This window comes from Pseudomonas abyssi (assembly GCF_002307495.1).
In the GTDB taxonomy this organism is placed as follows: domain Bacteria; phylum Pseudomonadota; class Gammaproteobacteria; order Pseudomonadales; family Pseudomonadaceae; genus Halopseudomonas; species Halopseudomonas abyssi.
The window spans coordinates 235,254-256,254 of sequence record NZ_NTMR01000011.1 but is presented as its reverse complement, the minus strand read 5'-3'; the positions used below and the strand labels follow the sequence as shown (position 1 = coordinate 256,254).

Below are 21,001 nucleotides of genomic sequence, written 5' to 3'. Positions count from 1 at the left end.
GCTGACCGGTCAGAGCACGCCGGCGTCACAGCCTAACGTCCGTACAGATCAGGCGGACAGCTGGCTGTGTCGCGCTGCCCGCCAACAAAACCATGAGTCATGGCAGAAAGCATCTGCACACTTGAGCGCTCGCAGACCTCATGCGGAGTCGATCAGTAATTCCTTAACATTTCCCCAACAAATTAAGGCCCTGCGACGCTGGATTCAGTGTCCTCAAACCGAGACACTAGGTCGCTTAAAAAAGGCTGTATCAGCTCGGCGCAGACAGCCTGCTCCCACAACCCCAATAATTTTGAGCATCCAGACCATGTCGACCATCACGCTAGAATCGCCCTTTTCTACTCTTCCTGTACTGATCGCCCAGCACGCGATTGACCGCGCAGAGCACCCGGCTCTGATCGAGGGCGATCAGCGTATGACCTACCGACAGCTGGATGCCGAAGCAAACCGTGTTGCCGCCGCCCTGCAGCGTGACGGCCTGAAAGCCGGCGACGCCATCGCCATCTGTGGCAGCAACTCGATCAACTATGCCGTGCTCTTCGTCGGTGCACTGCGCGCCGGCCTGACCGTCGCTCCGCTGGCCCCCTCTTCCAGCCCGGAAAGTCTGCTCGGCATGCTCGCCGACTCCGCCTCCAAACTGTTCTTCGTCGACGCCAGCGTCAACAAGGCCATCGCCGGTGTCCGTGACCGCCTGAGCATGCCGCTGCTGACACTGGACAACAGCGGCAGCGAGCGTCACTTCAATGACTGGCTGGCGGAAGAGGGTGCGCAGCCTGTTGCGGTAGAGATCACTCCGGAGATGACGTTCAACGTCATCTACTCATCCGGCACCACTGGCGAGCCCAAGGGCATCGTGCAGTCCCACGGCATGCGCTGGTCGCACATCCAGCGCGGCCTGACCATGGGTTATGGTCCGGACTGCCGCACCCTCATGTCGACGCCGCTTTATTCCAACACCACGCTGGTGTCCTTTCTGCCCACCATCGGGCTGGGCGGAACCGTAGTGATCATGGCCAAGTTTGACGCCGAGCGTTACCTGAAGCTGGCGGAAGAGCACCGCATTACCCACACCATGCTGGTGCCCGTGCAGTACCAGCGCATCATGGCTCGCCCTGACTTCGACAGCTACGATCTGAGTAGCTACATGATGAAGTTCAGCACCAGCGCACCCTTCCACGCCGAGCTTAAAGCCGACGTCATCAAGCGCTGGCCGGGCGGGCTGGTCGAGTTCTACGGCATGACCGAGGGCGGCGGCTCCTGCGCGCTGGCAGCACACACCTACCCGGACAAGCTGCACACCGTTGGTCTGCCGATGGAAAACCATGACATGCGGGTGATCGATGAAAATGGCGTGGAGCTGCCGCGTGGCGAGATCGGCGAAGTCGTCGGTCATTCACCGGCGATGATGGCCGGCTATCTGAACAAACCGGAGAAAACAGCTGAAGCCGAGTGGTTTGACAGCACAGGCAAGCGTTTCATCCGCACCGGCGACGTCGGCCGCTTCGACGAAGAGGGCTTTCTGACCCTGATGGATCGCCGCAAGGATATGATCATCAGCGGCGGCTTCAACGTCTACCCAAGCGACCTGGAAGCGGAACTGCGCAAGCATCCGGACTTGCAGGACGTCACCGTGGTCGGTGTCGCCTCTACCAGCTGGGGAGAAACCCCGGTGGCCTATGTTGTGCCCTTTGCAGGCCGCGGTGTGGATGCCGAGCAAGTGCTGGTCTGGTTCAATGAGCGCGTCGGCAAGATCCAGCGCCTGAACCGCGTGATCATTACCGATGAGCTGCCACGCAGCGCCATCGGCAAGGTCCTCAAGCGCGAGCTGCGTGATCAGTTCCAGACCGAGTTCGGCGTACTCGCCTGAAACCAGGCTTGATAACCAGCCTCCCCCCTTCTCTCCCACGCGCGGCGCCGAGGCGAAGAACCTTTGTCCTCGGCGGCCTTCGCGCGTATCCTCAACGCCTCGGATCCGATGTTGTGACTTTCTCGAAAAACGCGAAGTCAGAGCATAGGTCCACGTTGCCAGACCATTTGGTTACCGTCAGTTGGTAACCGAAAGTGCGGTACAACCTGAGGCGCATGCATCTGACTTGACCCAGGTCAGCCCGGTGCAGCAGTCAATCAGGGCAGGCTCGACTATCATGGACAGCCATGCGCCCTTTCGGATACTTGCTGACACAGAACAAGCCGAATCAACAGCCCCCTAAACGGGGATGAGCAGGAGCCACTAATGACACAACAGAATGCGTACACCCGGGAAGAGCTGCTCAAATGCAGCCGTGGCGAGATGTTTGGCCCCGGAAACGCACAACTTCCAGCCCCCAACATGCTGATGATCGACCGCATCACCCACATCAGCGACACCGGTGGCAAGTACGGCAAGGGCGAAATCGTCGCCGAGCTGGACATCAATCCAGACCTCTGGTTCTTCGCCTGCCACTTTGAAGGCGATCCGGTCATGCCCGGCTGCCTGGGTCTGGATGCCATGTGGCAGCTGGTTGGTTTCCACCTCGGCTGGCTCGGCTATCAAGGCCGTGGCCGCGCGCTGGGTTCCGGTGAGGTCAAGTTCTTCGGCCAGGTCCTGCCGACCGCCAAGAAAGTCACCTACACCATCCACATCAAACGCACCATGAATCGCGCACTGACCCTCGGTATTGCCGACGGCAGCGTGGCCGTCGATGGTCGCGAGATCTACAGCGCCGAAGGCCTGCGCGTAGGTCTGTTCACTTCTACCGATAGCTTCTGAGGATCTTCACTATGCGTCGCGTCGTGATTACCGGCATGGGCATTGTTTCCTGCCTGGGCCAGGACCTGGACTCCGTTTCTGCCAGCCTGAAAGAAGGCAAATCCGGCATCCGTTTCAATCCCTCGTACGCCGAAATGGGTCTGCGTAGCCACGTTTCCGGCTCCGTAGACATCGACCTCGAAGCCGCCATTGATCGCAAGGTCAAGCGCTTCATGGGTGATGCGGCGGCCTATGCCTATCTGTCCATGCAGCAGGCCATCGCCGATGCAGGCCTGGGCGAAGACCAGGTCAGCAACGTGCGCACCGGTCTGGTCGCTGGCAGCGGTGGCGCTTCCACGCTGAACCAGATGGAAGCCATCGATATTCTGCGCGAGAAAGGCGTCAAGAAGATCGGGCCGTACCGCGTACCGCGCACCATGGGCAGCACCGTATCTGCCTGCCTGGCAACGCCGTTCAAGATCAAGGGCGTCAACTATTCCATCTCCTCTGCCTGTGCCACCAGCGCACACTGCATCGGCCACGCTGCCGAACTGATCCAGCTGGGCAAGCAGGACATCGTCTTTGCTGGCGGTGGCGAGGAAGAGCACTGGTCCCAGACCATGCTGTTCGATGCGATGGGCGCCTTGTCGACTCAGAACAACGAGAACCCGACCAAAGCCTCCCGCGCCTACGATGCGAACCGTGACGGTTTCGTCATCGCGGGTGGTGGCGGCATGGTCGTTGTCGAAGAGCTGGAACACGCGTTGGCTCGCGGCGCCAAGATCTACGCTGAAGTAGTTGGCTACGGTGCCACCTCGGACGGCTACGACATGGTCGCGCCGAGCGGTGAAGGCGCGGTACGCTGCATGCAGCAGGCGCTGGCGACCGTTGAGGGCACCATCGAGTACCTGAACACCCATGGCACCTCGACGCCGGTTGGCGACGTTGCCGAGCTGAAGGCGATCCGCGAGGTATTTGGCGACAAGGCACCGAAGATCAGCTCCACCAAGAGCCTCTCTGGTCACTCGCTGGGCGCGGCCGGTGTACAGGAAGCCATCTACTGCATGCTGATGCTGCGTGACAACTTCCTGACCGCCTCGGCCAATATCGACGAGCTGGACGAAAACGCCGGTGATCTGCCGATTCTGCGTGAACGTCTCGACCAGGCGGTTGATCTGATCATGTCCAACAGCTTCGGTTTCGGTGGTACCAACGCCACCCTGATCCTCAAGCGCTGGGCAGCCTGATCTGAGCTAACCCGCAATACCGACAAGGCCGCAGCATATGCTGCGGCCTTGTCGTTCGTGGCGTCGATAACCGACTTGTCTAACACCTATCTAACACCTACCCCGCTAGCCGGACATCCGCTCGCCGAGCCAGTGCCGCCATGAGGACAGTCAACAGGCCACAGCTGGCCATCACCCCTGCCATAGGCACTGCGGTATCGTCGTGTAACACGCCGACCGCCGCTGAGGTGACCCCCGCAATGGCAAACTGCATCGTGCCCATCAGCGCAGATGCAATCCCCGCCTGGTGACCGTGGCCAGCCAACGCGCAGGCAGAGGCGTTAGGCAACACCTGCGAAATGATCGCTACGCTCAGTACGAGCGGAGGAAGGAACAGCCACAGACTCTCCACCTGCAGCCAGGCAACCAGCAGCAACGAGCCCGTCGAGAGCATGTAGACCAGCGTGGCCCCTCGAATCAGTGCCAGCTGACTCCAGCGCCGCAGCAGGCGGGAGTTGAGCTGGGCGGACAGGATAAAGCAGGCGGCAATACCGCCGAACAGCCAGGCATAACGCTCTACCGGTACCTGATACAGCTCCAGGAAAACGTAGGGGGAGCCTGAGATATAGGCAAACATGCCCGCCATCGCCACCCCGCCCGTCAGCGCATGAAACATAAACAGCGGCTCGCGCAGCAACTGCGTGTACCGGCCAAAGGCACTGCGCAGAGGCGGCACTGCCATGTGTACCGGCAGCGTCTCAGGCAGGAAGAAGTAGACCGCCAGTGCAAACAGGGCAGCAAATACCGCCAGAAACCAGAAGATGCTCGCCCAGCCAGCCAGGCCCAACAAGGCCGTACCGGCCAGCGGCGCCAGTATCGGGGCCACGCCCATGACCAGCATCAACTGGGAAAACGCCTTGGCCGCATCAATCGGCTCACACAGATCCCGCACCACCGCGCGGTTGACCACCATGCCCGCGCAACCGCCCAGCGCCTGAGCAAAACGCGCGACCAGCAGCCACTCCAGCGACGGCGCCAAGGCACAGGCAACCGAGGCCAGACAAAACAGTCCGATGCCAAACAACAGCGGCTTGCGGCGGCCAAACCGGTCAGCCAGCGGGCCGTACACCAGCTGCCCGCTGGCCAGGCCAATGAAGTAAACCGACAGGCTGAGCTGTACCTGCTCGCTGCTGGCACCCAGCGCCGAGCCGATGGCTGGAAACGCAGGCAGATACATGTCGATGGACAGAGGACCAAAGGCGCTGAGACCGCCCAGAATGAGCAGAATGTAGAGGGGCATTAGGCAGAGTTCCGTAATAACTGCAGCCGCGGCGAGCGGAGCGTATGAGGCTCATGCGGCGCGGTTGCTGCACGAAGGTCCAGTCGGACGCAACGCAAGACGATACACGCTCGACAGAAAGGGGTTCTGATCGGGTGCACAATAAGCTTAGCAGGCGAAATACCAACATGATGCCAGAAACCGGCGCTTGTGTCCCGGTCCGCCACAAACAACAACGCCCGGGTCGAGCCCGGGCGCTGGTCGAGGGAGAAAAATCAGCTGCGGTCGATCACATCCTTCAGTTTTTCTTTGGTCTTGCCTTTCAGCGATTCGGCCTTGCCCTTGAGGTTCTGCAGCTCGCCTTCGCCCTGCAGCTCTTCGTCATCAAGCGCACGGCCGGTTTCACGCTTGGCCTTGCCGGCGGTTTCGTCGTACTTGCCTTTCAGCTTGTCAGTTGTACTGGTCATGACAGATCCTCGCTCTATTGAAAAAAGAGGTTACTTGTCACAGGTTCGACATTATTACTGCTCGTGCAGGCGCGCGTTCAGCTCATCGACCAGAGGGGCCCATTCAGCGTCCTCGCGCATCTCTTCACGCAAGAAGGCGGCCTGGGATTCATTCCAGAACGGCGCATCGATCAATTTGGTGTCGTGGGCCAGCGAATGGCTGGCGAAAAAGGCGTCCATACTGGCCTGGTCTGCCGGCAGGCCCAGTTGCTCAAACAGGGTGCTCAGGTCTTTGTTGTGCAGCTCCATCGTGACTCTCCTTGCTCGACAGTTGAAAAAGGTGTCGTATCAAAACAGAGTGCAACCGCCCCGCCTGAGTTCCACATTTATTTATCGCGGTTCGCGGTCATAGCGCTCAGCGGCATCTTGCAGCCACGCCTCCAGTGCCTTGCGCGGCACCTTTTGCTGCTGCGCCTGTTGCAGGCACGCGAGCATGTAATCGCGTTTGCCGGCGTCTCCCCCGGCCATCGACAATGCCAGGTCGCGATCCGTCCAGCGCCGAATGCGACGATACAACCACCAGTGAAAATACAAGCCGCTTAAGCTCACCGCGGCGATGATGAAATAGTCCATAGCCCCTCCTCTGCTCCGCAGACTATACCCGCTCAACCTGCACCGGCGGCGTGGCAGAGGGTCGCGGGCGATGGAACAGCAGCAGGTTGCCGCCGATGATCAAGAGCAGACCGACCACGGCCATGCCGCTCCAGCGATAGCCCTCAAACAGCGTTGACATGCCCAGCGCAATCAGCGGAAACAGCACCGTCGCATAGGCCGCCGGCCCGGCGCCGATACGTCCTACCAGGGCGAAGTAAACGGCAAACCCGACAACCGACCCGACCACCGCCAGATACACCAGCGAGCCCAGGTAGGCGGGAGTCCACAGCAGTGCGAAGGCATCGCCGCGCAACCCTGCCAGCAGCAGCATGGCCAAGGCGCCGTAGCCCATCGCGTAAGCGTTGGTCGACAGCAAATCCAGCTGCCGAGCCTGGTGCCGGACAGTGATCATGTTGCCAAGGGAGAAGCCATAGGTCCCCAGCAGACTCAAACCGATCCCCATCAGCGTTTCGCGGCTCAGGTCGGCAGCGCTCAGGTCATGCCAGAACAGGCAGACTATTCCGATCAGCCCGAGCACGTTGGCACGTATCAGCCGGCTCTCCAGACGCTGGCCAAAGAAGATCACCCCGTTGATGGCATTGAACAGCGTTGCCATCGAAAACAACACCGCCTCCAGACCGCTGTTGATATAGGCGTTGGCACTGTAAAAGCAGTAGAAATTGAAGCTGAAGACGCACAGGCCCTGCAGCAGGCAAAACAGATGATCACGCGGCCCGATGCGACGCAGGCGGCGGCTGAGCAACAGGACCGCCAGCAATAGCAGGCTCGCCAGGGCAAATCGATAAAAGACCGACACCGCCGAGGGCACAGGACCGGACTGCATCGCGATGGCAATCCAGGTAGTCCCCCAAATCAGTACAGTGGCCGCATACAGCGTAGCGTTCATTTCCCATCCTCAAACAGATCAGCACATGCAAAGATGCAGTATTCCCCGAGCTGATCGCGGACGCTTGCACGGGCTTGCGCCGACTTGCAGATTGCTGCGTTTTTTTGCTCGACGTACGGGCGATCTCTTGGCGCCTGAGGCTGACAGGCATACCATGCATGCTGGGCAACAGCATGGCGGGTGAGGCAATGACAGACGACAGGTTTGCGGTTTTCGATAGCCTGCGCCAACACAACACCCGCTTGCTCGACAACGCGTACCTGGCGAACGGCACCGGCCTGGCAGCCTGGTATAACGAGCGGGACCTGATTGCCCTGGAGAATGCTGACCACCACACCCTCAGCCTGTACACCGCTGACGGTTACCAGTCCTACTTCAAGGCAGCCGATGGCTGGCACAACGGCGGCGGGCCAGATCGCCTGTGTCTGCTACCTCGACAGTACACCTCCACCTGGAACATTCGCGGGCCACTGTCGTTTGTCCATCTGTACTTCACCGATCAACATCTGCGCCAACTGGCCGAGCAAACCTGGGATCGCAGCCCCTTCGACCTCAGCGTCGATGAGCGACTGTTCGCCGATGACCCGCAGATCGCCCTGCTTTACCGCCACTTTCTGCTGCGGGCCAACTGGCACGACACCAGCGACCAACTCACCCTCAGCAGCGCCAGCACCCTGCTCCTCAGCCACGTGCTGCGTCACTACACCCAGGTCAGCTGGCAACTGCCCGGCATCACCGGAGGCCTTGCGCCGCGACAGCGCCAGCACATTTGTGACTACATCGAGGCGCACCTGGACCAGCCCCTGCCGCTGAGTGAACTGGCCACCCAGTGCCAGCTCAGCGACTACCACTTTGCTCGCATGTTCAAACGCAGCATCGGCCTCGCGCCTCACCAGTACGTGAGCCAGCGCCGCCTGGCACTGGCCCGGCAGTTACTCGGCAACCGCCACATCAGTCTGCAGGAAGTCGCCTTGCGCTGTGGCTTCAGTTCAGCCAGCCACTTCAGTAACCGCTTCCGCCAGGCCATGGGCATCAGCCCTTCAGACTACCGCCGCAGCATCAGCTGACGCCGCGACGTACCAGCGTCAGAGCGCCAGCGGCGCCGGCAAACAGACTGGCAAAGGTGCGATTCAGTACCCGCTGCTGACGCGGTGAGCGCAATAGTCGCAGCAGCTTCGCCGCCAGGCCGGTGTAACCTGCCATGACAATCAGATCTACCGCGATCATGGTCGCCCCCATCACCAAGTACTGCGGCAGCAATGGCTGCTGTACAGCGAGAAACTGCGGCAGTACTGCCAGCATGAATACCACTGCCTTGGGGTTGCCGGCATTGACCAGCAGGCCGCGCAGCAGCAGGCTCCAAGGGCTGACGCCAGCTGCACCGCTCAGCGCCGCGCTGTCAGGCGCCTGCACCGGCGCCCGCCACTGGCGCAGTGCAAGATAAAGCAGATAGAGCACGCCAAACCATTTGATCAGGGTGAATGCCAGCGCCGAGGCAGCCAGCAGTGCACCAACACCTGCTGCCACCACCGTCACCTGCAATACCAACCCCAGCTGCAGGCCCAGCGCAGTCCAGTAGCCTCGGGCGAAACCGTAATTAAGCCCACTGGACATGGAGGCGATGGCGCCAGCGCCCGGAGACAGGCTGATGATCCAGCACGCGACGAAAAAAGCCAGCCAAGTATCAAGTGACATGACAGGTTCTGCCAGAAATGAAAACGGCATCCTAACAGGATGCCGTCTTGGGCCAACCGTACAGCTGGGCAGCAATTCAGCCTTGCGCTGTACTGCGCCCGACCAGTGCCAGGGGCACCACACGCGCTTCACGCTGGGCCAGGTATCGGGTACAGCTGACGCGCAGAAACGAAGCAAAGTTGACCACCTCCCCGCGCAGCTCCATCACCTCATCGTACAACTTGGTGATCAGCTGATTGGTAGTCATGCCATCGACCTCGGCGATCTCCTGCAGGATGTCCCAGAACTGATTCTCCAGGCGCAGCGTTGTGACCACACCGCGGATACGCAACGAGCGTGAGCGCGACTCGTAGAGAATCGGATCGGCCTTGACGTAGAGTTCACACATACTGCTCTCCTGCAGGGGTTAACAGCCCGGCAAATTCGGTTGGCTCAGTGCACCTACAGCTCGATGCGCGCGCCCAGCACGTTGACGAACGCCGCCAGCCAGCGCGGATGCGACGGCCAGGCAGGCGCTGTCACCAGGTTGCCCTGTACATGAACCTGATCGGCGGGAATATCGATATAGGTACCGCCCGCCATACGGACATCCGGGCCACATGCCGGATAAGCGCTGCATTCCCGGCCTTTCAGGATACCAGCAGCAGCGAGCAGTTGAGCACCATGGCACACCGCGGCGATAGGTTTGTCCGCAGCGGCAAAGCCCTGCACGATCTCAAGCACGCGCTCATTGAGGCGCAGATACTCCGGAGCGCGGCCACCCGGTACCACCAGCCCCACATAGTCCTCCACCTTCACGCTGGCGAAATCAGCGGTCAGGGCGAACAGGTGGCCAGGCTTTTCAGTGTAGGTCTGATCACCCTCAAAATCGTGAATGGCGGTTTTCACGGTATCCCCCGCCGCCTTGTCCGGGCACACCGCATCAACCTGATAACCGAGCATGGTCAGCGCCTGAAACGGCACCATCGTCTCGTAGTCTTCAGCAAAGTCACCAGCGAGCAGCAGAATTTTCTTGGTCGACACGTCGCATCCTCCATGCGTTTGGATAGAACCCAATCATGCGCCCGCACCCTCCCAAAGGGGTAACAGCGGAGTACTACACCCAATAAATGATGACTGGTGCACAGAATCCGCAGCCCTCTACAGACAGCTACAAACGCGATCAAGCGCTTCATAAAACCAACATAACACTTTGTTTTAAATAAATAAAAAGCAGAAAAACAACCAGCAGGACTCGATTAATTTACTCCCAGAGCGCTAACCAGCTCACATGCCCGACGTTTGCCAGCGGCATGCCGGGCTACCTAGCATGCGCCGCTCGACAGACAACGTCATGCATGAAGGGCGAACAGGACGTATCGCCAACCAGGAGACAGGAACGTCAACATGCTGCCATCACCCAGCCTCGAGCAACCAGCCAACAGCGATCTGCGCGCCAGCGAGGAGTTTCTGCTGCTGGAAAGCGAGATCGGCAAACTGGCATCCGTTCATGCTGACCAGACGCCCGACTGGCAGCAGGTGCAGCAGCTCACTGAGCAGTTGCTGCTCTTGGGTCACGACCTGCACGTCAGTTGCTGGCATAGCCTCAGCTGCCTGCACCTGCAGGGTTGCGCCGGGTTGGCGGCGGCACTGCAATCGCTTGTGAGGCTAGTCACCCATCACTGGGCAACCAGCCAACCACCGCGTCTGCGCGGGCGACTGGCCGCCCTCAGCTGGCTGCACGGCCGGCTTGTCGGCCACCCCCTGCTCGCATCCAGCGAAGAGCCCAGTCGCAGTCAGCTGCGCAGCAGTTTTGAGCAATTGGCCAACGCCCTGCAGGCAATCGACAGCGAGCAGCATGCGGGCTGGCAGCAATTGGCCCAACAGCTGGAAAGCGCCGCAACAGCGCAGCAAGAGCCTGCGCCAGCGCCAGCGCCGACCAGTGAAACAGCGCCGACCGCTAAATCGGCATCAGCCGTCGACCGCAGCGCCGTCACCAGCGAGCGCGAGGCGCTACAGCACCTGAAGCAGCTGCAGGATAGCGCCGCACCGCTAGTACAATGGTGGCTGGGCGACGGGGCCCGCGAGCACCACGCCATCAATCTGGCCCACACCTTGATACGCGCCAGCCTGTCCGCGCTGCCCAACCATGATGCGGAGCTCATCACCCAACTGCGCCCCCCGCCGTTGGAGCGAGTAAAGCGCTATACCGAGGCGCTGCACAGCGGCGACTCGCGCCAGCTCTTGCAGGACATCGAAAACAGCCTGCGCCGCGCGCCCTTCTGGCTGGACGGACACCATCTGGCCTGGCAGTGCTGCCAGGCCATCGGCGCCAGCGTCGCCGCCGAGCAGATACGACTGCACCTGCAGCAACTGCTGTGCGATCTGCCCGGGCTGGAGCACCTGCGGTTCAGCGACGGCACTCCCTTCGCTAGTCAGAGCACACGCCAATGGATCGCCAACACGCCCTCAGCTGTACCCGAGGCCACTGCACCAAGCGTCAGTGCCGGCCCGCTTGAAGTGCTGCAACGTGATGGCTTTGCGGCGGCCGCAGCCGAGCTGCAACGCCAGATAAAAAGCCAACCGGGCGAGCGTTCACGGGTGATTGCTCGGCTTGAGTTGGCGCGCCTGCAACTGCACAGCGGCCAGGCCGATCAGGCGCGCGCTCTGCTCGAATGCCTCCGCCAGCAGCTGCAAGCCAACCAGGCTCTGACGCTGTGGGAGCCCACGCTGCTGATCGACACCCTGCGCCTGTTGCAGCAAAGCAGTGCCAGCCAGCCCCGTGACAAAACCAGCCAGCAGGCGCTGCAACAGCAGTTGGCCTGGCTGGATATCGAACACACCCTCGATCAGGCCGCCCGGCCTGCCCTGCAAGGAGAGCCCTGATGGCCAAAGACAACAGTGTCGCCCCGCGTGAACGGGTCAACGTCACCTTCACGCCCAATACCGGCGACGTGCAGCAGGATGTCGAGCTGCCGCTCAAGCTGGTGGTACTCGGCGACTTCACCCAACGCCAGGACGAGCGCAGCATCGAGCAGCGCAAACCGATCACGGTAGACGCCAGCAACTTTGACGACGTGCTGGCCAAGCAGGAATTGTCGCTGGCATTCACCGTCCCCAATCGCCTGCAGGAGGAGGCCGACAGCGAAAACGATTTGCCGGTGCAGCTGGACATTCGCTCCCTGCGTGACTTCAACCCCGCCAGTCTCGTGCAGCAGGTTCCCGAGCTGCGGCAACTGATGGAGTTGCGCGAAGCCCTGGTCGCCCTCAAGGGGCCGCTGGGCAACACCCCCGCCTTTCGCCGCGCCATCGAAGCCCTGCTCAACGATGAACAAGCCCGCAGCCAGGTGTTGGCTGAGCTGGGGCTGGCCGACAACGCCTGACCGGAGACCGCCATGAGTACACACGCCGCCGCACAACGCAGCGCCAGCCACACCAGCGACAGCCTGCTGGATCGCGTCATCGCCGAAACCCACCTGCACCCCGAGGACGAGTCCTATGCCATCGCTCGACGGGGCGTCTCGGCCTTCATCAGCGAGCTGCTGAAACCTCACAACCAACGCGAGCCGGTAAAAAAAGCGCTGGCAGATCGCATGATCGCCGAAATCGACAGCAAACTCAGCCGGCAGATGGACAGCATTCTGCACCATCCCGATTTTCAGCAGCTGGAGTCCGCCTGGCGGGGCCTGAAATTGCTGGTCGAACGCACCGATTTCCGCGAGAACATTCGCCTGGAGCTGATCAACGCCTCCAAGCAAGACCTGCTAGATGACTTTGAAGACAGCCCGGAGCTGGTTCAATCCGGCCTGTACAAACATGTGTATACCGCCGAGTACGGCCAGTTTGGCGGGCAGCCGGTGGGTGCCATGATCGCCAATTACGAGTTCGGCCCCGGTACCCAGGACATCCGCCTGCTGCAGCAAGTGGCCGGGGTAGCCAGCATGGCCCACGCTCCCTTTATCGCTGCCGCTGGCGCCAGCTTTTTTGGGCTGGACAGCTACACCGGCCTGCCCGACCTGAAGGACCTCAAGGATCACTTCGACGGTCCGCAATTCGCAAAGTGGCAGGGCTTTCGCGACAGTGAGGATGCACGCTATGTCGGCCTGACCCTGCCGCGCTTTCTACTGCGCACGCCCTACGACCCCGAAGACAACCCAGTCCGCAGTTTCGCCTACCGCGAGTCGGTCAGCGACAGCCATGAGCACTACCTCTGGGGCAACACCGCCTTTACCTTCGCTACCCGCCTGACCGACAGCTTTGCGCGCTACCGCTGGTGCCCCAATATCATCGGCCCGCAGAGTGGCGGCGCAGTCGACGACCTGCCGCTGCACCACTTTGCCAGCATGGGCGAAATCGAAACCAAGATCCCCACCGAGGTGCTGGTATCCGATCGGCGCGAATACGAACTGGCAGACGCCGGATTTATCGCCCTGACCATGCGCAAGGGCAGCGACAACGCGGCGTTCTTCTCCGCCAACTCCACTCAGAAGGCTCGTTTTTTCGGCAACAGCGAAGAAGGCAAGAACGCCGAACTGAATTTTCGCCTGGGTACTCAACTGCCCTACCTGTTTATCGTCAACCGCCTGGCCCACTACCTGAAAGTGCTGCAACGCGAACAGATCGGCGCATGGAAGGAGCGCACCGATCTGGAGCTGGAGCTGAACAAGTGGATTCGCCAGTACGTGGCCGACCAGGATAACCCCAGCGCGGAGGTGCGCGGACGCCGCCCCTTGCGCGCCGCCGAAGTGCAGGTGCAGGACGTGGCCGGACAACCGGGCTGGTACCGAGTCAGCCTCAGCGTGCGCCCGCATTTCAAGTACATGGGCGCTGACTTTACCCTGTCGCTGGTCGGCAAACTGGATCGAGACTGATGGCGGCTCCGTACTACGGCACCCTGTTCGAGCGTCTGGGCGCAAGCGCCGAGGCGCGCGGACAACAGCCACGTGAGCTCAGTGTCAGCGCCTCTATCGCCAGCCACCTGGCGCGCATGCTCAGTGCGCGGGCCGGCAGCGTCCAGATGCTACCGGACTATGGCCTGCCAGAGCTCAACGACATGCGCCTGTCGCTGCACGACACCCGCCAACAGGCCCGCCTGGCTATAGAGCGCTTCATCAGCAGCTACGAACCCCGTCTGCAACAAGTGCGCGTGATCAGCAAAGGCAGCGGCACTGATCCCCTGCACCTGACATTCGATATCCAAGCAAAGTTGAATCTTGCCGACCTGCAACAACCCGTCAGCTTTTGCGTCGAGCTGGACGGCCAGGGTCAGACTCGGGTCATGCATAGCGGGTCGCACTGAGAATGTCGTTCAATCACTATTATCAAAGCGAACTCAGCGCACTGCGCGAGCAGGGCCGTGAGTTTGCCCGCCGCAATCCAGCGCTAGCACCCTATCTGGCGAGCAGCAGCAGCGACCCGGATGTTGAACGCCTGCTCGAAGGGGTTGCCTTTCTGACAGGACGACTGCGCCAGAAGCTGGACGACGAACTGCCCGAGCTGACTCACTCGCTGATGCACCTGTTGTGGCCCAACTGCATGCGTCCCCTGCCGTCGTTCGCCATGCTGCAGTTTGACCCTCTCAAGCGCCCGCAGCCGGAGCTGTTGATCCCGGCAGAGACACCGGTGGAGTCCCAACCGGTAGATGGCGTGCGCTGCCGGTTTCGCACCGCAGGCCCAACGCGTTTGCTGCCACTGGACATTCAGCACATTGACTACCAAAGCCATAGTCTGGGCGCGCGGCTGGACCTGCGCCTGCAACTGACCAGCGAAGGCAGCCTGCACAGCGTCAAACTCGACAGCCTGCGCCTGCACCTCAGCGGTGACGAACACGTCAGCCGCAATCTCTACCTGTTTCTGACCCAGCACCTGCAAAGCATCAAGGTACAGGCACTGGATGCCGATGGTCTGCCGTTGAACACAGCGCACAGCGCTCTCACGCTGCCATCGGAACACCTGCAGGCCGCCGGCTTCGAGGCTGAGCAGGCATTGCTGCCCTACCCTGACAACACCTTTAGCGGTTACCGACACCTGCAGGAATATTTCGCCTTTGCGGAAAAATTTCTGTTCGTCGAACTCAAGGGTCTGGAGCAGTGGCAGCATCAGGCCGGCGACAACCTCAAGGCCGCGCGTGCCCTGACCCTGCAGTTCGAGCTACGTCATCCAGGCTGTCGGCAGATCAGTCCGGGCCGCGAGCACCTGCGATTGCACTGCGCGCCGGTCGTCAACCTGTTCGCCCACGACGCCACCCCCATTCGACTGGATGGCCGACAAGACCGGTACCTGCTGCGTCCATCGGAGCTGGCGGGCGAGCACTGCGGCATTTTCTCGGTTGACCGCGTCACAGGCTGGAAACCGGGCGGCATGGGCTACCGGCGCTACGCGCCGTTCGAGTCCTTCGAACATGACCGGCAACTGGGCAGCAGCGAGCCCGTGCCTTGCTACAGTCTGCGACAATATCCCTCGCTGCTTGGCGACAACCCCGACAGCTACCTGTGTTTTGCTCCGCAGACACAGGACCAGCAGGAAACCCTCTCGGTCGAGCTGACCTGTACCAATCACCACCTGCCCACCCGTCTCGCGCAAGGTGACATTTGTCTGCCCTGCGAGGGCACGCCCGAGTTCATCCAGTTTCGCAATATCGGGCGGGTAACGCCCAGTTACGCGCCACCACTGCATGAAGACGGCCTATGGCGGCTGATCAGCAACATGGCCCTGAACTACCAGAGCCTGGAAGACATTGGCGCCTTACGCCGAGTGCTCGGCTCCTACGACCTGCCGCGTCACTACGACCAGCAGGCCGCGCGCGTCAGTCAACAGCGCCTGGATGGCCTGACCCGGGTCAGCCACCGGCAGGTTGCCCGGCTTCAACAGGGCCTGCCGTTGCGCGGCATTCGCACCGAACTGCAGCTCGACGCGGAACACTATAACGGCGCAGGCGACCTGTACCTGTTCTGCTCGGTGCTAAACGAGTTTCTGGCCCATCACGCCTGCCTGAACACCTACCACGAACTGTCTGTCAGCACACTACAGGGGGATGCCTATCAATGGGTGCCGCGCTTGGGCCACCAGCCCCTGTTCTGACCCGTCTGCAGCGGGACATTCAGCACTACAGTCTTTACCAGGCCCTGCTGCGACTGCTGGACCAGTTGCAACTGCAACACCCCACACTGAGCCCGCAAGCGCTGTACCGCCACATCAGCTTCAGCGCCAACCCGAGCCTGGGCTTCGCCACACGCGATATCGAGAAGTTGACATTCGAACAGCGCGCCGACGGTCTTCACTGCCATCTGCAGCTCAACCTGATCGCCCTCAGCGGTGCCGCCTCGCCGCTGCCGGCAAGCTACGTCGAGCAGGCCCTTGGTGAAGATGCTGGCAGCCGCAGCATCCGCGACCTGCTGGACCTGTTCCACGACCGTCTGCAACGCCTGCTGCTGCCTATATGGCAGAAGTACCGTTACTACAGCCGATTTCAGGGTGGCGCGAGCGATCAGCTATCGCTGCGCCTGCTGGCCACAGCCGGGCTGGACTGCGGCAACACCGATGCCGGCCTGGAGCCGCGCCGACTGTTGCCCTATCTGGGGCTCATCGGCATGCGCAGCCAGTCGGCCGAGCTGGTCTGCGCCGTGTTGCGCTACTACTTCCGCTACCCGCATATCGACCTGGAGCAGTGCCTGGCCCAGCACATCGAGATCCCGCCAGAGCAGCGATGCCAGCTCGGCCAAAGCAGCAGCACGCTGTCCCGCGACTGTGTCATTGGTCGCGCCGTTGTCGATGGCAGCGGCCGCTTTCGGGTTCACCTGCGTCACCTGGACTGGAACGACTTTCACCGCTTTTTACCCCCCGGGCAGGACCACGCCCCCCTCTGCGCTCTGCTCGCATTCGTACTGCGCACTCCCCTGCAGTACGACCTGCAGCTGCATCTGCGCCGAGACGAACTGCGTGAACTGCGCATCGGCCAACGCAACCCATGTCACCTGGGTTGGACCAGCTGGCTCGGAGAGCCTGACAGCGATGCGCTGATCAGGCTGGCACCCAACCGAAGAGACACCGCCCCATGCTGAATATCGACCTGCACCAACTCATACGCCTGCTCAGCCAGGACCTGCGCCGCGACCTTGAAGCTGCCGCAGCGCACTGCCTGCAGCGTGGTGGCCACAGCGTGCAACCGGAAGACCTGCTGCTGTGCCTGCTGCAACGACCAGACAGCCTGCTGAAGCGCGCGCTACTTGCCAGCGGCCAGGAGCCCGACGTTATTGCATCTGCCCTGCAGCTAGCAGGCTCACCCGCCGAGGCGCAGCGCAATCCGGTGCTGTCGAGCGCATTGATTGCCTGGCTGCAACAGGCACTGCTGCTCGCCAGCACCGAGCTGCAACAGCGCCTTATCGACCAGCGAGCCCTATTGCTTGCCTGGCTGCGCAGCCCGCCAGCCAACCCCGAGCTACTGGCGACGCTCAACGCCGAGCAGGTGCTTGAGCAGGATAACCAGGGGCACGGCGCCGAGTCTGAGCCACCGGACCAGCTATTGGAGGAATTTACCCAGGACCTTACCCGGCAAGCCAAAGAGGGGGAGCTGGACCCGGTCCTGGGGCGCGAAAGCGAGCTGCGACAGTTGATAGATATCCTGTGCCGGCGCCGCAAAAGCAACCCGGCGATCCTCGGCGAGGCAGGCGTGGGCAAGAGTGCGCTGGTCGAGGGCCTGGCACAACGCATCATCGCCGGCACGGTGCCGGGCGTACTGCGCGACTACCGGGTGCTGGCACTGGATCTAGGCCTGCTGCAGGCCGGCGCGGGCATGCGCGGCGAGCTGGAGCGCCGCCTGCAGGGCGTCCTTCGCGCGGCAAGCCAGCCTGGTGCACGCATCATTCTGTTCATTGATGAGGCGCACACCCTGATCGGCCATGGCGGTGACGCCGGTACTGCCGATACAGCCAACCTGCTCAAGCCAGCGCTGGCCAGAGGCAACCTCAAGGCCATTGCAGCCACCACCTGGAGCGAGTACCGCAGGCACATCGACAAGGACCCAGCGCTGGCCCGGCGCTTTCAGCCAGTCATACTGCATGCGCCCGATGTAGCTCAGGCAACAGCTGTTCTGCGTGGCCTGGCCCCCCGCTACGCGGCAGACCACGGCTTGCACATCACAGACGAAGCGATCGTCGCCGCTGTCGAGCTGGCTGCGCGCTACCTGCCTGATCGGCAACTGCCAGACAAGGCCATAGACCTGCTGGATACCGCCTGCGCCCGGACACGCGTCAACCTGGCCTGCGCTCCGCTGGAGGTGGAACACCTGCAGGCGCAGGCACAACAGCTGCAGCAGCATGGCGCCGCCTTGGAGCACGATCACCGACGCGGCCTAACCGTTGACCTCGCCGAGCTGGACCACCTGCAGAGCGCCCAGCCCGCCGCGTTGGAACAAGCTCAGGCATTGCACGAGCATTGGGCCAGGCAACGCGCCCTGGCTGAGCAACTGCATCAGGACGATCAGCAGCAGGGCAGCGTGCGCGCCGACCTGGTCGCCCTGCAGCAAGACCTGCCGCTGGTCAGCGCTGAAGTAGACCGCCGCGCCGTCGCCGAGGTCGTCAGCGGCTGGACCGGCATTCCGCTGACGCGCCTGCAGGGTAGCCGCAGTGAGCAGATTGCTCGCTTTGCCGACCAGCTGGCCCAACGACTGTATGGCCAGCAGGAGGCTATCGTCGAGCTGGATCAGGGCTTGCGCGCCGCCGCTCTGGGCCTGAGCCGTCCGGATCGCCCCAGCGGTGTGTTTTTACTGGTCGGCCCCAGTGGCGTCGGCAAGACCGCGACGGCAGAGGCCATTGCCGAGTTGCTGTACGGCGGGCCCGACTTTCTCACCATCGTCAACATGGGCGAGTATCAGGAGCCACACAGTCTGGCCCGACTCATTGGCGCCCCTCCCGGATATGTGGGCTACGGCGAAGGTGGCCAGTTGACCGAAGCAGTGCGGCGGCGCCCCTACTCGGTGGTACTGCTGGACGAAGTCGAAAAGGCACACCCCCAACTACTGAATCTGTTCTACCAGGTCTTCGACAAGGGCACTGCCAACGACGGCGAGGGTCGCGAGATCGACTTTCGCAATACCCTGATCCTGCTCACCTCTAACTTGGCCAGCGAACAGATCAACCACCTTTGCCAAGCCCAGCGACCACAAGTTGCCAGCCTGCTGAAACACATTGAGCCCAGCCTGCGTGCGCACTTCAAACCAGCGCTGCTGGCACGCATGCGCGTACTGCCCTACTACCCCATGGGTACCGATGCGCTGGCGGCGGTGGCAAGACAACGCCTGCAGCGACTTGCTGACCGCCTCAGCGCCCGCCAACTGAGCGTGACCTACGAGGCCCCGCTAGCGGCTCATATCGCCAAGCAATGCCATACCGAAGGCGGCGCGCGTCTGATCGAGCGTTGGATAGAGCGTCATATCCAGACACCCATTGCCAATCAGCTGCTGGCCGACGCCCCCAGCCCCCGAACCCTCCACTTGTCTGTTGCCGAACAGGGAGGCATTTGCTGTGACTTCGCTTGAATCACTTGGGCTACCGGAGACCCTGCACCCATTGACCTGCGCCGCACCTGTACTGGCCTGCCTGGCCGAGCTCGCCAGCGACCCGCGACAGCTGCAGCATCAATTGCTGGCCTGCGCCAGCAATTTCAGCCAGTGCGCACTGGCGCAACTCTACCTGCTGGACAAGACCCACACCGGGCTGCACCTGAACAGCCAGTGGCTCGATGGTGCGCCGTTGCAGATCGAACCGGAGGAAGACCCAGTCAACTGGTTTGATCAGCAACTGCTGCAATACTGCCTGTCCCAGAACCGCAGCCTGAACCTGCGCGCGCTCGACCGCAGCCTGTACGCAACGCCCTTCCTGCCTGAAACCGTGCAACCCTGGCGTAGCCTGCTATGCCTGCCTCTGCATGACGCCAACCAGCAACTGGCCGGTTTACTGGTGCTGGCGCGGCACCAGGGCGACATCGCCGACGCACTGAGCGAGCCGCTGAGCCATCTGGGCAGTATCGGGTTGGGTCGGCTGCGGCTGCTGCAGCAGCAACGGGACCTGCAGCACGCTCGCGACGACTCCCCCGCTCTGCCCAGCACCCAGCCAGCGCACGGTAGCTTCGGGCTGATTGGCCAAAGCCCGGCGATGCAGCAGGTGTACCGCCTGATCAGCAAGGTACTGCACAACCCGGTGACAGTATTGATCGGCGGCGAAACCGGCACCGGCAAGGAACTCGTTGCCCGGGCGATTCACGACTACGGCTTTCGCCGTAGTCAGGCGTTTATTGCCCAGAACTGCAGCGCCCTACCCGAGCAGTTGCTTGAAAGCGAGTTGTTCGGCTACCGCAAGGGCGCCTTCACCGGTGCAATGCAGGATCGCGCCGGCCTGTTCGATGCCGCCGACGGCGGCACCCTGTTTCTCGATGAAATAGGCGACATGCCGCTGGCACTGCAAGCGAAGTTGCTGCGCGTGCTGCAGGAAGGCGAGATCCGCCCACTGGGAAGCACCCGCAGCCACCGGGTGGACGTACGCATCATCGCTGCCACCCATCAGCGCCTGCACGAGCAGGTGCAACGAGGCCTGTTTCGCGAAGACCTGTACTACCGGCTGGGCCACTTCCCGATCGAGCTGCCGCCGCTGCGCGAGCGCGGCGCCGATATCCGTCAGCTGGCCCTGCACTTTGCTGCAGACACCTGCACCTTCCTGCAACGCAGCCCCTGCCACTGGAGTGACAGTGCACTCGCCTACCTGGCCAGCCACCGCTTCCCCGGCAACGTGCGCGAACTCAAGGGGCTGATCGCCCGCGCGCTATTGCTGTGCGACGGCAATCTGCTGCTGCCTGAGCATCTGCAGCTGCCGGGTACCCCGCAGCACGCGCACCGTCTTGGACTGCGCGAGCAGCTTGACGTGGTGGAGCGCAACCTGCTGATCGAAGGGTTGCAACTGTATGGCGGCAACCAGACCCTGACCGCCCAGGCCTTGGGTCTGCCGCGCCGCACCCTGCTGTATCGCATGCAGCGCCTGGGCGTGACCGCCGCCACCCCAAAGTAGCATTGCTATGCACGGGCAAAACAGGCCAGAT

General features: G+C 62.1%; 20 protein-coding genes. 12 read left to right on the top strand and 8 right to left on the bottom strand.

What is annotated here, in order from left to right:
* Nucleotides 1–307: 307 nt before the first annotated feature.
* From CNQ84_RS10280 to fabB, 3 genes are all read left to right on the top strand, one after another.
* Nucleotides 308–1,867 (top strand): class I adenylate-forming enzyme family protein, encoded by a 1,560-nt coding sequence (locus tag CNQ84_RS10280; RefSeq protein ID WP_096004776.1) that lies wholly within the window; start codon nucleotides 308–310, stop codon nucleotides 1,865–1,867.
* Between the two features lie 366 nt (nucleotides 1,868–2,233).
* A complete protein-coding gene (gene fabA, locus CNQ84_RS10275) occupies nucleotides 2,234–2,749 on the top strand; it encodes a 3-hydroxyacyl-[acyl-carrier-protein] dehydratase FabA (RefSeq protein ID WP_096004775.1) in 516 nt (171 codons plus the stop codon).
* A gap of 11 nt (nucleotides 2,750–2,760) precedes the next feature.
* Nucleotides 2,761–3,975, top strand: coding sequence for a beta-ketoacyl-ACP synthase I (fabB, locus tag CNQ84_RS10270; RefSeq protein WP_096004774.1), 1,215 nt, complete (start codon nucleotides 2,761–2,763; stop codon nucleotides 3,973–3,975).
* Nucleotides 3,976–4,072: 97 nt separating this feature from the next.
* Here fabB and CNQ84_RS10265 read toward each other — a convergent pair whose 3' ends face one another.
* From CNQ84_RS10265 to CNQ84_RS10245, 5 genes are all read right to left on the bottom strand, one after another.
* Nucleotides 4,073–5,254 carry a multidrug effflux MFS transporter gene (locus CNQ84_RS10265; protein WP_096004773.1) on the bottom strand — a complete coding sequence of 394 codons (1,182 nt, stop codon included), beginning with the start codon at nucleotides 5,252–5,254 and terminating at the stop codon, nucleotides 4,073–4,075.
* Nucleotides 5,255–5,508: 254 nt separating this feature from the next.
* Nucleotides 5,509–5,700, bottom strand: a complete 192-nt coding sequence (locus CNQ84_RS10260) for a CsbD family protein (protein ID WP_096004772.1) — start codon at nucleotides 5,698–5,700, stop codon at nucleotides 5,509–5,511.
* Nucleotides 5,701–5,754: 54 nt separating this feature from the next.
* The gene (locus tag CNQ84_RS10255; protein ID WP_096004771.1) at nucleotides 5,755–5,988 is read right to left on the bottom strand and encodes a DUF2789 domain-containing protein; all 234 of its coding nucleotides are present in this window, start codon (nucleotides 5,986–5,988) and stop codon (nucleotides 5,755–5,757) included.
* Between the two features lie 81 nt (nucleotides 5,989–6,069).
* Nucleotides 6,070–6,312 (bottom strand): hypothetical protein, encoded by a 243-nt coding sequence (locus tag CNQ84_RS10250; RefSeq protein ID WP_096004770.1) that lies wholly within the window; start codon nucleotides 6,310–6,312, stop codon nucleotides 6,070–6,072.
* Nucleotides 6,313–6,334: 22 nt separating this feature from the next.
* Complete coding sequence (locus tag CNQ84_RS10245) at nucleotides 6,335–7,240, bottom strand: DMT family transporter (RefSeq protein WP_096004769.1); 906 nt, start codon at nucleotides 7,238–7,240, stop codon at nucleotides 6,335–6,337.
* Between the two features lie 188 nt (nucleotides 7,241–7,428).
* Between CNQ84_RS10245 and CNQ84_RS10240 the strand changes: the two genes are divergently transcribed.
* Complete coding sequence (locus tag CNQ84_RS10240) at nucleotides 7,429–8,307, top strand: AraC family transcriptional regulator (protein WP_096004819.1); 879 nt, start codon at nucleotides 7,429–7,431, stop codon at nucleotides 8,305–8,307.
* On the opposite strand, the gene CNQ84_RS10235 is transcribed toward CNQ84_RS10240, so the two are convergent.
* The 3 genes from CNQ84_RS10235 to CNQ84_RS10225 form a co-directional block, all read right to left on the bottom strand.
* The gene (locus tag CNQ84_RS10235; protein ID WP_096004768.1) at nucleotides 8,300–8,935 is read right to left on the bottom strand and encodes a LysE family transporter; all 636 of its coding nucleotides are present in this window, start codon (nucleotides 8,933–8,935) and stop codon (nucleotides 8,300–8,302) included. The genes CNQ84_RS10240 and CNQ84_RS10235 overlap by 8 nt on opposite strands.
* 76 nt (nucleotides 8,936–9,011) lie before the next feature.
* The gene (locus tag CNQ84_RS10230) at nucleotides 9,012–9,323 is read right to left on the bottom strand and encodes a ribbon-helix-helix domain-containing protein (protein WP_096004767.1); all 312 of its coding nucleotides are present in this window, start codon (nucleotides 9,321–9,323) and stop codon (nucleotides 9,012–9,014) included.
* A 53-nt stretch (nucleotides 9,324–9,376) separates the two neighbouring features.
* A complete protein-coding gene (locus CNQ84_RS10225; RefSeq protein WP_096004766.1) occupies nucleotides 9,377–9,958 on the bottom strand; it encodes a DJ-1/PfpI family protein in 582 nt (193 codons plus the stop codon).
* Between the two features lie 363 nt (nucleotides 9,959–10,321).
* Here CNQ84_RS10225 and tssA point away from each other — a divergent pair, with 363 nt between their 5' ends.
* Genes tssA through CNQ84_RS10185 form a run of 8 tightly spaced genes read left to right on the top strand, consistent with a single transcriptional unit; the run spans nucleotide 10,322 to nucleotide 20,970 of the window.
* Nucleotides 10,322–11,800: a type VI secretion system protein TssA gene (gene tssA / locus CNQ84_RS10220; protein ID WP_096004765.1), complete on the top strand. Its 1,479-nt coding sequence runs from the start codon at nucleotides 10,322–10,324 to the stop codon at nucleotides 11,798–11,800.
* On the top strand, nucleotides 11,800–12,297 hold the full coding sequence (tssB, locus tag CNQ84_RS10215; RefSeq protein WP_096004764.1) for a type VI secretion system contractile sheath small subunit: 498 nt from the start codon (nucleotides 11,800–11,802) through the stop codon (nucleotides 12,295–12,297). The genes tssA and tssB overlap by 1 nt, the downstream gene beginning before the upstream one ends.
* 12 nt (nucleotides 12,298–12,309) lie before the next feature.
* A complete protein-coding gene (gene tssC, locus CNQ84_RS10210) occupies nucleotides 12,310–13,785 on the top strand; it encodes a type VI secretion system contractile sheath large subunit (RefSeq protein ID WP_096004763.1) in 1,476 nt (491 codons plus the stop codon).
* Nucleotides 13,785–14,213 (top strand): type VI secretion system baseplate subunit TssE, encoded by a 429-nt coding sequence (gene tssE, locus CNQ84_RS10205; RefSeq protein WP_096004762.1) that lies wholly within the window; start codon nucleotides 13,785–13,787, stop codon nucleotides 14,211–14,213. Before tssC ends, tssE begins: the two co-directional genes overlap by 1 nt.
* A 2-nt stretch (nucleotides 14,214–14,215) precedes the next feature.
* Nucleotides 14,216–15,994, top strand: a complete 1,779-nt coding sequence (gene tssF, locus CNQ84_RS10200) for a type VI secretion system baseplate subunit TssF (RefSeq protein WP_096004761.1) — start codon at nucleotides 14,216–14,218, stop codon at nucleotides 15,992–15,994.
* Nucleotides 15,958–16,974 (top strand): type VI secretion system baseplate subunit TssG, encoded by a 1,017-nt coding sequence (tssG, locus tag CNQ84_RS10195; RefSeq protein WP_096004760.1) that lies wholly within the window; start codon nucleotides 15,958–15,960, stop codon nucleotides 16,972–16,974. Before tssF ends, tssG begins: the two co-directional genes overlap by 37 nt.
* Complete coding sequence (tssH, locus tag CNQ84_RS10190) at nucleotides 16,968–19,448, top strand: type VI secretion system ATPase TssH (protein WP_096004759.1); 2,481 nt, start codon at nucleotides 16,968–16,970, stop codon at nucleotides 19,446–19,448. Before tssG ends, tssH begins: the two co-directional genes overlap by 7 nt.
* The gene (locus CNQ84_RS10185; protein ID WP_425439959.1) at nucleotides 19,435–20,970 is read left to right on the top strand and encodes a sigma-54 interaction domain-containing protein; all 1,536 of its coding nucleotides are present in this window, start codon (nucleotides 19,435–19,437) and stop codon (nucleotides 20,968–20,970) included. The genes tssH and CNQ84_RS10185 overlap by 14 nt, the downstream gene beginning before the upstream one ends.
* The last annotated feature ends 31 nt before the right edge of the window (nucleotides 20,971–21,001 follow it).

What these genes read in the sequence shown, in the direction of transcription:
- CNQ84_RS10280 (WP_096004776.1), top strand. Translation starts at nt 308, where the DNA reads ATGTCGACCATCACGCTAGAATCGCCCTTTTCTACTCTTCCTGTACTG.
- fabA (WP_096004775.1), top strand. Translation starts at nt 2,234, where the DNA reads ATGACACAACAGAATGCGTACACCCGGGAAGAGCTGCTCAAATGCAGC.
- fabB (WP_096004774.1), top strand. Translation starts at nt 2,761, where the DNA reads ATGCGTCGCGTCGTGATTACCGGCATGGGCATTGTTTCCTGCCTGGGC.
- CNQ84_RS10265 (WP_096004773.1), bottom strand. Translation starts at nt 5,254, where the DNA reads ATGCCCCTCTACATTCTGCTCATTCTGGGCGGTCTCAGCGCCTTTGGT.
- CNQ84_RS10260 (WP_096004772.1), bottom strand. Translation starts at nt 5,700, where the DNA reads ATGACCAGTACAACTGACAAGCTGAAAGGCAAGTACGACGAAACCGCC.
- CNQ84_RS10255 (WP_096004771.1), bottom strand. Translation starts at nt 5,988, where the DNA reads ATGGAGCTGCACAACAAAGACCTGAGCACCCTGTTTGAGCAACTGGGC.
- CNQ84_RS10250 (WP_096004770.1), bottom strand. Translation starts at nt 6,312, where the DNA reads ATGGACTATTTCATCATCGCCGCGGTGAGCTTAAGCGGCTTGTATTTT.
- CNQ84_RS10245 (WP_096004769.1), bottom strand. Translation starts at nt 7,240, where the DNA reads ATGAACGCTACGCTGTATGCGGCCACTGTACTGATTTGGGGGACTACC.
- CNQ84_RS10240 (WP_096004819.1), top strand. Translation starts at nt 7,429, where the DNA reads ATGACAGACGACAGGTTTGCGGTTTTCGATAGCCTGCGCCAACACAAC.
- CNQ84_RS10235 (WP_096004768.1), bottom strand. Translation starts at nt 8,935, where the DNA reads ATGTCACTTGATACTTGGCTGGCTTTTTTCGTCGCGTGCTGGATCATC.
- CNQ84_RS10230 (WP_096004767.1), bottom strand. Translation starts at nt 9,323, where the DNA reads ATGTGTGAACTCTACGTCAAGGCCGATCCGATTCTCTACGAGTCGCGC.
- tssA (WP_096004765.1), top strand. Translation starts at nt 10,322, where the DNA reads ATGCTGCCATCACCCAGCCTCGAGCAACCAGCCAACAGCGATCTGCGC.
- tssB (WP_096004764.1), top strand. Translation starts at nt 11,800, where the DNA reads ATGGCCAAAGACAACAGTGTCGCCCCGCGTGAACGGGTCAACGTCACC.
- tssC (WP_096004763.1), top strand. Translation starts at nt 12,310, where the DNA reads ATGAGTACACACGCCGCCGCACAACGCAGCGCCAGCCACACCAGCGAC.
- tssE (WP_096004762.1), top strand. Translation starts at nt 13,785, where the DNA reads ATGGCGGCTCCGTACTACGGCACCCTGTTCGAGCGTCTGGGCGCAAGC.
- tssF (WP_096004761.1), top strand. Translation starts at nt 14,216, where the DNA reads ATGTCGTTCAATCACTATTATCAAAGCGAACTCAGCGCACTGCGCGAG.
- tssG (WP_096004760.1), top strand. Translation starts at nt 15,958, where the DNA reads ATGGGTGCCGCGCTTGGGCCACCAGCCCCTGTTCTGACCCGTCTGCAG.
- tssH (WP_096004759.1), top strand. Translation starts at nt 16,968, where the DNA reads ATGCTGAATATCGACCTGCACCAACTCATACGCCTGCTCAGCCAGGAC.